The organism is Acinetobacter sp. UBA1496 (assembly GCF_002324975.1).
Classification (GTDB): domain Bacteria; phylum Pseudomonadota; class Gammaproteobacteria; order Pseudomonadales; family Moraxellaceae; genus Acinetobacter; species Acinetobacter variabilis.
Genome location: NZ_DCRI01000066.1, coordinates 1 through 8,743, shown reverse-complemented (window position 1 = coordinate 8,743; position 8,743 = coordinate 1). Strand labels below are relative to the sequence as shown.

11 protein-coding genes and 2 tRNA genes are annotated in these 8,743 nt (G+C 42.0%); 7 read left to right on the top strand and 6 right to left on the bottom strand.

Annotated features, from left to right (window positions below; genetic code table 11):
* Positions 1-45: 45 nt before the first annotated feature.
* The 4 genes from hisA to hisB form a co-directional block, all read right to left on the bottom strand.
* Positions 46-780, bottom strand: coding sequence for a 1-(5-phosphoribosyl)-5-[(5-phosphoribosylamino)methylideneamino]imidazole-4-carboxamide isomerase (hisA, locus tag B3143_RS07395; protein ID WP_005232592.1), 735 nt, complete (start codon positions 778-780; stop codon positions 46-48).
* A gap of 222 nt (positions 781-1,002) precedes the next feature.
* Complete coding sequence (locus B3143_RS07390) at positions 1,003-1,665, bottom strand: 3'-5' exonuclease (protein ID WP_286739985.1); 663 nt, start codon at positions 1,663-1,665, stop codon at positions 1,003-1,005.
* A gap of 154 nt (positions 1,666-1,819) precedes the next feature.
* Positions 1,820-2,437 carry an imidazole glycerol phosphate synthase subunit HisH gene (gene hisH, locus B3143_RS07385; RefSeq protein ID WP_004781601.1) on the bottom strand — a complete coding sequence of 206 codons (618 nt, stop codon included), beginning with the start codon at positions 2,435-2,437 and terminating at the stop codon, positions 1,820-1,822.
* Positions 2,437-3,030 (bottom strand): imidazoleglycerol-phosphate dehydratase HisB, encoded by a 594-nt coding sequence (gene hisB / locus B3143_RS07380; RefSeq protein ID WP_005232589.1) that lies wholly within the window; start codon positions 3,028-3,030, stop codon positions 2,437-2,439. Before hisB ends, hisH begins: the two co-directional genes overlap by 1 nt.
* 96 nt (positions 3,031-3,126) lie before the next feature.
* On the opposite strand from hisB, the gene B3143_RS07375 reads away from it, so the two are divergent.
* From B3143_RS07375 to tehB, 7 genes are all read left to right on the top strand, one after another.
* Positions 3,127-3,504: a GNAT family N-acetyltransferase gene (locus tag B3143_RS07375; protein ID WP_004781604.1), complete on the top strand. Its 378-nt coding sequence runs from the start codon at positions 3,127-3,129 to the stop codon at positions 3,502-3,504.
* 203 nt (positions 3,505-3,707) lie between these two features.
* Positions 3,708-3,783 (top strand) — tRNA-Phe (locus B3143_RS07370).
* Between the two features lie 137 nt (positions 3,784-3,920).
* Positions 3,921-3,996 (top strand) — tRNA-Phe (locus B3143_RS07365).
* 208 nt (positions 3,997-4,204) lie between these two features.
* Positions 4,205-4,726: a hypothetical protein gene (locus tag B3143_RS07360; protein WP_286739984.1), complete on the top strand. Its 522-nt coding sequence runs from the start codon at positions 4,205-4,207 to the stop codon at positions 4,724-4,726.
* Positions 4,727-4,958: 232 nt separating this feature from the next.
* On the top strand, positions 4,959-5,459 hold the full coding sequence (locus B3143_RS07355; RefSeq protein ID WP_286739983.1) for a hypothetical protein: 501 nt from the start codon (positions 4,959-4,961) through the stop codon (positions 5,457-5,459).
* Positions 5,460-5,702: 243 nt separating this feature from the next.
* Complete coding sequence (locus tag B3143_RS07350; protein WP_180002508.1) at positions 5,703-6,452, top strand: hypothetical protein; 750 nt, start codon at positions 5,703-5,705, stop codon at positions 6,450-6,452.
* 184 nt (positions 6,453-6,636) lie between these two features.
* Positions 6,637-7,503: an SAM-dependent methyltransferase TehB gene (gene tehB / locus B3143_RS07345; protein WP_286739981.1), complete on the top strand. Its 867-nt coding sequence runs from the start codon at positions 6,637-6,639 to the stop codon at positions 7,501-7,503.
* A 100-nt stretch (positions 7,504-7,603) separates the two neighbouring features.
* Here tehB and B3143_RS07340 read toward each other — a convergent pair whose 3' ends face one another.
* Positions 7,604-8,131, bottom strand: a complete 528-nt coding sequence (locus B3143_RS07340) for a hypothetical protein (protein WP_286739979.1) — start codon at positions 8,129-8,131, stop codon at positions 7,604-7,606.
* Positions 8,132-8,166: 35 nt separating this feature from the next.
* A complete protein-coding gene (locus B3143_RS07335) occupies positions 8,167-8,628 on the bottom strand; it encodes a hypothetical protein (protein WP_286739977.1) in 462 nt (153 codons plus the stop codon).
* Positions 8,629-8,743: the final 115 nt, after the last annotated feature.

Below are 8,743 nucleotides of genomic sequence, written 5' to 3'. Positions count from 1 at the left end.
TGTGGGACAGCAATGGTCCACAGACCTCTTTTTCAGCAGACGCTATTATAGCGCTTCTTGTTCATCCAGCAATAATTGTGCTTCACGCAGATTTAAAGTGCCTTCATAGATCGCACGACCGGTAATCGCACCTAAAATGCCAGGCTGATCTTTCAGGTTACGTACATCATCCATATTGGTTACGCCACCTGAAGCAATCACAGGCAGACCTGAATATTGTGCCAGATGTACGGTTTGCTCGATGTTGACACCCTGCATCATGCCATCACGGGCAATATCGGTATAAACAATACTAGACACGCCAGCATCCGCAAAACGTTTTGCCAGATCAGTCGCTTTTACATCAGTGACATTCGCCCAGCCATCAGTGGCTACCATGCCGTTCATGGCATCGATACCCACAATAATGTGGCCTGCAAATTTTTTGCATGCTTCTTCTACAAATTCAGGATTTTGCACTGCTTTTGTACCAATAATCACAAAAGATACACCTGCTTCCAGATAATGCTCGATAGTTTCCAGTGAGCGGATCCCGCCACCAATCTGGATAGGCAATTCTGGCTGTGATTTGGCAATGGCCTCTACCACTGGCTTATGAATCGGTGTACCTGCGAAAGCACCATTTAAATCTACTAAATGCAAGCGGCGAGCGCCTTCATTTACCCAATGCTGTGCTGTTGCCACCGGATCGTCAGAAAATACGGTATCGTCTTCCATACGACCTTGTTTTAAACGGACACATTTGCCATCTTTCAGGTCAATTGCAGGGATGATCAGCATGCTTTCGCTCCTTGCTCAATCTTTAGAATGAATTTCAGTAAGTTCATCTTAGCAAATAAAGTCGAAATTTCTAACTCTTAAACGGTATGAAAAAAGAAAACCTGTCTGAAGATATGCTGGAGTGACAGGATTTTATTCTTCAATTTTTTTATTTATTCCAATACCCCTGAGGAAGTCTGATATCAAAATGATATTTCGCTAGGAAGTTAATCTTTTGTTCGTTCAAATGTTTGAATGCGGGCGAATTTTCAATTTTAGTGAAGTATTGGGAACTTCCTTGGGACCCAAGCCACGGTGCAGCAATTCTTCAAAGACCAGTAAAGGTGCATAGGCATCTGCAGCCGCATATTCAATCTGTGCCTGACTGAGATGTTTTTTCGCCCAGTTCGATGTCGTGACCCGTTTCGATTTAGGAAAATTCACCTGAAATAGCAAAGCCATGGCATTTTTTAATCCAAGAGGATTTTTAATGCCAAACACCCCAAAGCACTTTGACAGTTCAATCACACTGTTTAGCTCAATGCCTCTTTTACGGAAAAGATGCGCATCATTTTTTAGGCCAAAACCAACTTTAATCTGGTCTCGATTGGCAAAAATCGGTTTCAGAAAATCCCAAATGGCAATATTCATTTGAAACAGGTAGGCCTTTTCCAGAGTGGCCAGCTGAATCAGATGCGGACCAGTAGAAACTTCACCGACCTTGAATGTGGGTTTGGACTCAGTGTCCAGACCAAACACCGAGATCTGCTCAAGTTCTTCACGTAGAGCTTCACATTGCTGAATGCTGTTAATCACCACAATATTTTCAGGTGTGATATTTTGAAAAGGTAGAAAAGTCGCTATTGTCTCTTTACTCGGTATGACATCATTTGGCTGTGTATCCATGATTAAAGTATCTTCCATTGATGAATATTCAGGTTGAATAGAGCATACCTTAGAGAGCAAGAAGATTGGATGTGAATTATTTTTCAAAAATAAAATTTTAAACTGTAGCCCATAAAAAAAGCCCGCATGATGCGAGCTTTTTGAATGTATTAGGCTAGATATTCCAATCCACAAAGTTTTTTAGCAATTGAAGGCCTGCAGTATGGCTCTTTTCCGGATGGAACTGAGTCGCAAACAGGTTATCTTTATGCAGGGCAGTACAGAAATCAATACCATAGTTACAGGTCGCTGCCACGATACTTGGATCTTGCGGTTCCACATAGTAACTGTGCACGAAATAGAAACGAGCATCCTGAGCAATATCTTTCCACATTGGATGGCTTGGATCGGCCTGATGTACCTGGTTCCAGCCCATATGTGGCACTTTTAAACCTGCCATTTCCGGGAAGTGTTTGACTTCGCCTGCAAAAATGCCCAGTGCATCCGCACCTCCATTTTCTTCAGAGCGTTGCATCAGGGCCTGCATGCCGACACAGATGGCCAATACTGGTTTGTTGAACACGGCATTACGTACGACTTCATCAATTCCGGCTTCATGCATGCCTTGCATACAGTCACGCATTGCACCCACACCCGGAAAAACGATTTTGTCGGCTTGGGCGATCAGTTTTGGATCATTTGTCACATCTACCGTTGCACCGACGTGTTCAAGTGCTTTGGCTGCTGAGTGTAGGTTTCCCATGCCATAGTCAAGAAGGGCAATACGGGTCATTACAAGGTACCTTTGGTTGAAGCAACAGTATTCGCAGCACGTGGATCAACTTCACATGCCATACGCAGTGCACGGGCAAATGCCTTAAATACACTTTCGATCTGATGGTGACTGTTTTTACCTTTCAGGTTGTCAATGTGTACAGTCATCAGCGAGTGGTTGACAAAGCCCTGGAAAAACTCAGAGAACAGGTCTACATCAAAACGGCCAATCATGGCACGGGTAAATGGAATGTCCATAAACAGACCCGGACGACCAGACAGATCCACCACGACACGGCTTAAAGATTCATCAAGCGGCGCATAGAAGTGTCCATAACGACGTAAGCCTTTTTTATCACCCAAAGCCTGAGCGAACGCTTGACCTAAGGTAATACCACAGTCTTCTACGGTATGATGGTCATCAATTTCCAGATCTCCATCACAATGAATATCAATATCAAACAGACCATGTCGCTTGATTTGATCAATCATATGATCTAAAAATGGAATACCAGTGTTTAAAGTGCCTTGACCAGTACCATCGAGGTTCAAACGAACTCGAATTTTGGTTTCGTTGGTATTTCTTACCACTTCACTGATACGATCTGTCATAGACACGTTCCTCAAATACGTCAAAATGATTGATGTAGAAAATATTTTCGCCGTGACGACGTCACCGCATATTAGATTGCTCAGGAGGGTTTATCAATGCCTATTACCGTACATGCTTATACTTCTCTAGAAAATGACGAAGTGCGCAGCCAGCTTGAGCGACTGTATGACACTAGCCCTGAATTTAGTGATGGGGCAGATGCCATTGAACATCTAGAGCAAAACCTTGCACAGTATACCTTACTTTATACCGCAGAATTTAACACCAAAATCATCGGCGCCATCTGGTGCACGGGACAAGGCGAAAGCCGAACCCTGGAAAATATTGTGGTGCATCCGGCCAACCGTGGACGCGGGGTTGCAGAAAGGCTGGTGAGTGAGGCATGCCGAATGGAAGAGGAAAAAGGAGTAAAAGCATTCGTACCGGGATGTGGGGCCATTCACCGCTGTCTGGCAAATCTTGAAAAAATTTAAATACAGATAAATTTCAAGCAGCTTTAGGGCTGCTTTTTTTGTAAATAACGGATTCAATTTGTTTTATTAGTCAGGTATTTGCTGAGAATATTGAAAAATATTGCTGTATAAACATGCAAATCGATGGAAAAGTAAACATTTGGTGATTTTTATACGTTATGTACTTGACGATTAAGAGCTGAAACTGTTTAATACGCGACATCGGCGTGATAGCTCAGTTGGTAGAGCAACGGATTGAAAATCCGTGTGTCCCCAGTTCGATCCTGGGTCTCGCCACCATATTCAAAACGATTTTAAAGTTTTCAATCCCTGATCCCATCAGGGATTTTTTTTTAGGCCAAAATTCAGACACTCAATCTTTTTTTTCATAATTTTGATTGACTAATGTGTCCAGATACGGCTTAATACACCGCATCGGCGTGATAGCTCAGTTGGTAGAGCAACGGATTGAAAATCCGTGTGTCCCCAGTTCGATCCTGGGTCTCGCCACCATATTCGAAAAAACCTCAAACATTGTTTGAGGTTTTTTTTTGCCTGTAATTTTTGATTCAGCCCAAGAATTAACTTGTTTTGCCATCCATCTGAACAGGAATGAGTTCTCTAAATAATCAAGGTAATCTAATAGATAACTAGATTAAATACAGACTTTAGCAACCGATGAAGGCATTCAGGTTGTGAAATTTGAAGTAGGGGAAAGCCCATGAATAGTATAAAAACATCTTTATTTGGGATTCTGTTAGGTACATTGAGCATAGGAGTACACGCGGAAGAACAGAAACACGTGCTTACCTTGCCGACGATGACCATTATGGCTGAACCTGAAATGAGTAATGAAACTGGCTATGTTCCATTTATTGAGAATGAAGCCAATCGTCTTGCCTTGCAGCATCAGGTAATCCGAGGAACCAAGGATGCAGAGAATTTCATGGTCAATCCAAATGTGCTGGCAAACCTCGATATCAAGCCGACCCAAGCTCCAGATTTGAGTCTACTGTCACCTGCACTACAACAGTATGTGATGACCATTGCCCAAGGCTTACAATCTAGTGATCCAACCCAAGGGCTGTATACACTGCTGGAGAATGTCGGGATCGATCGAAGCAGCAGCATGCAGCCAGGGCGTGGTCTTCAACTACAGATTAATCTGGACAAGGTGAATCTGGGCTTATTAGAAAACTACAACAATCCATCTCCTGTAGCGCAATTTCCAAGATCTCCTTAAAAGGACGAGCCAGTAATACAAATCAATCCCCGCAAATCGGGGATTTTTGCTTTTTTAAATTTAACTTCTGATTAATTTATATTTTTTTAGGAGCTTTGTTTCTGATTTGCTGGTTGGCTTTATGAGGGTGTAATGAGTTCGATTGACCGTTTATCAAACTTAACAATAAGAAGCTATATTACTTGTAAGATTTAATCTGACGCTTTCCCTTTTCCAACCGAGGGGTAATAAGATGAATCTCCTAAAATCCATTCAAAGCTTGGGCCTGATACTGACCTTTACTGCTTTTACTCTCCCTGTACTGAGTCATGCAGCTCCTGCTCATTCTGAAGCAACAGTACTTCCCACCTTAACTGTCATGGCAGAGCCTGAAATGCGTGCTGTAACTGAAATCACGCCTTATCAGGAAGGTGCCAGCCAGCGTAAGGCTTTGCAGATGCGCCTGATGAAAATTGAACGCGATATCCAAGCTTATAGTGTCGATGGTGATGTTGTTGCAAATATTGACCTGGGGGCAGCAGCGCCTAATCCTGATCTGGACAGTTTGCCTACTGTGTTCCGAGAATATGTACTGGCAGTAGTGCAAGGCTTGCAGTCTTCAGATCCAAGAAACGGAATCTATGTAATTCTGCAACCTTTCGGTATTGACCGGAATGCCACCAATGTCCAGATCGTCCGGGAACAGTTTGATCCGAATCGGCTTGAGCTCAGTCTGCCTTTTGGTTCGCGCTAGCACACAATCCGATGGGCTAGGCTGATCAGGTCAGTCAGTTTCGGTATAGCCAGATCACGTCATGAAGAAAGGGTGGGTTAAAAACTTATTTCCTTTCTTCAGGCTTTTTACTGGATTCATTTTTTCAGTATTGAGAAAGCACGTTCACAAATGTGAAAAGCTCTATGTCTTGAATTATGCTGGAAAAATAAGCATAGTGTAAAAAAATCAACAAGATCTGGATGACAGACCTGGAGCGTGTAGATGCCCCGTGTTTTTATGATTATCGCTGGAGTGGTACTGGCAATTTTGATCTGGTTATTTTATCAAAATTCTGTAGAGCAGAAACAGCAGGCCGATTTGCAAGAATATGAAACGGTACTGGAAGAAAAAACTGGATCTATTTTGCAGCAGGCACAGGATTGGTCTAAACCGATTCAGATTGATCTGGAAGATGATCGTCTGGACGGGGATTATGCCGTAATGGCCCAGTTTATTCTGGGTCAGATGCGTGATCGTGCCGAGGCTCGTAATCAGTATTTACGTGACCTCAAAGCAGCGAACTGGGATCGTTTTCTGGACATTGACCGCTTAGCCAAAGATCAGGCTCAAGACTATAAAGAAACTGAAGCCATGCTGAAGCGCGTGCATGAAATTGTCGATAGCTATGAACAGACAATTCAGCAGCGGGCAACCCAGCAGTTAGAGCAGGTGAAACAGCTGGATATTAAAAATCGCTATCGTCAGCAACTGGCAGATAATCTGAAAGCCAATCAGCAGCAGGATAATGCCCATGCAATTTTTGAAATCGAAAAACAGAGTCTGGCCAAAGCAGACCAGTTATTTCTGGTGCTGAAAAACAATAAATGGGAAAAGAAAAATCAGACCTTTATGTTCTATGAAGATGCACCCTTAAAGCAATTCAATAAGCTGTATCAGGAAATAGTGCAGCTCAACCAGCAAATGACTCAAGTGGATCAGCAGGCACTTAAAGAAGCGGAGAATAAACTCTAAGCATAAAGATCTTATGGTTTTTTCTACCTAAATGCCATGATATTTTCCTGTGAGGTTGATCAGCCTTGCTTACATCAAAGATGTGCCAGTTCTCATCGGTAATAGAACCAGCTATGCTTGAGAAAAATGAATATCCAGAAGCATGCTTGCAGACGGAAAGCGAGAAGAGGGAGCACAATCTTTTATGCAACAACTGAGATGTTATAAAGAATTTCCGGTCTGGTCACAGCAAGCTATTCCACAAGGATTCAAGCAGCCGCACAATACCAAAGCAGGCACTTGGGCAAAGCTGACCGTGCTCAAAGGTGAGCTGTATTTTGCCATGCTGGATCAGTCAGGTCATGTACAGTCAGAACATGTATTTACGCCAGAGCAGCAACCGCCGTTTATTGAGCCACAGATGTGGCATAAGATTGTTTCTGCCAGTGAAGATGCAGAATGTCAGCTACGTTTTTACTGCAAACCTGAGGATTACTTCACTAAGAAATATCAGCTAAGCCCGACCCATTCGGAAATTCTGGCAGCTATGCCGTATTTAAAGGGTGGTTGTGCGCTGGATGTCGGTTGTGGTTCAGGCCGCAATTCACTGTATTTGAGTCAGAACGGTTTTGAAGTCGACGCCTGGGATGTGAATGAAAATAGTCTGCAGACCTTAAGACAGATCATTCAGGTCGAAGAAATCGGGAATATTCAGGTTCAGCAGCGAGATTTAAATTTTGACCCCAGTATTCAGGGCCAATATGACTTTATCTGCTGTACGGTAGTGATGATGTTCCTACAGGCCGATACCATTCCACCTCTTATTGCACAGATGCAGCAGGCGACAGTACCGGGCGGTTATAACCTGATTGTCTGTGCGATGGATACCGATGATATTCCAGTACAGCCAGACTTTCCGTTTAGTTTTAAGCCGGGACAGCTTAGTGCCTATTATGAAGGCTGGAATCTGGTGAAATATAATGAAAATGTAGGTGAATTACACCGTGTAGATGAACAGGGCAACCGGATCAAGCAGCATTTTGCGACCATGCTAGCCCAAAAAGTCGAATAAGAGATTTATACGGTCTTTAGATTTTTGACTTTAAAACAGAGAGAGCTAAAAATAAAAAAGATGTCACTCGGACATCTTTTTTTTATGGATTTAAAATATCTTAAGCAGATTTTTTAAACCAAGAGAACCAGCCTTTTTTCTCGGCTTTTACAGCTGCTTCGGCAGGTGCTGCTTTTACTGCTTCTGCTGGTTGAGCTGCTGCAGCTTTTACTTCTTCAGCTTTTGCTACAGTTGCTTCTTTTACTTCAGCAGTTTTTACAGCTGCATCAGTTTTCACAGCTTCTACTTTAGAATCCGCTACTTTTTTCATATCTGCAGGTGCAGCTTTTGCAGCTTCTACGTTTTGAGCGACTTCAGCTTTTGCTGCTACCACTTTGGCATCAGCTGCTTCTACTTTAGCGACAGCCGCTTGTTTCTCAGCAGCTACTTTGGCAGCAGTATCTTGTGCTTTAACGGTTGCAGTCGCTACTTTTGCTTGTACAGGCGCGGTTGCTTGTTGAGCAGTTTGAGCTGCAACAGTTTTTGCTTGTTCTTTCATTGCAGCAACTGGAGAAACTGTTGTAGAAGCCATAGCAGAAGCTGAAGTTGCAACGATTGCAGTTGCTAGAAGTATTTTAAGCATTTTCATGCGTAACCCCATAAATAAAGGAGAGAAATGTGGGGCTATGATACGCCTGTCAAATATAAGTAGCTGATAGATAAGTTTTTTAAGACATGTGCAAATCTAATTTTATATTTATAGTTATTAACTGATTTAAAAGTCTTAGGGTATCTTTTCTCTGCTTTAGCAAATACACTGTTTCCAGCATCATCTGAATCTACTAGAAGAATGGTTGGAAGATTGGAACTCTTAGTGGACATAAATAAGGTGCTATATACATCTATAAACCTGCATAATGAGCCTGTACCACCTTGTATGCGTAGTTCTTTAGAAAAAAAAGACGGATCTTCTTCTTTAAATGCCATTACATTATAATTTTTCTTAAAAAAATTTTTAGAATTTTTTAAGAAAATATTAATATGTTGAGGATCTGTTTTTCCTTCACATATTATATTAATTTTATTTTGAAAAACGAAATTTCTTTGGAATAACACTTTGAGATATAATCTATCAAAGCTATTCATTTGAAATAAATAGTAAGAAGGTTCTTGTGTAGTTGGTTTTTTAATTTCTATACGAGGTTCTTTAGGTTTTAACCGTAAATCTTCTCGATTTTTTATATATTAGACCTCTTGCGAA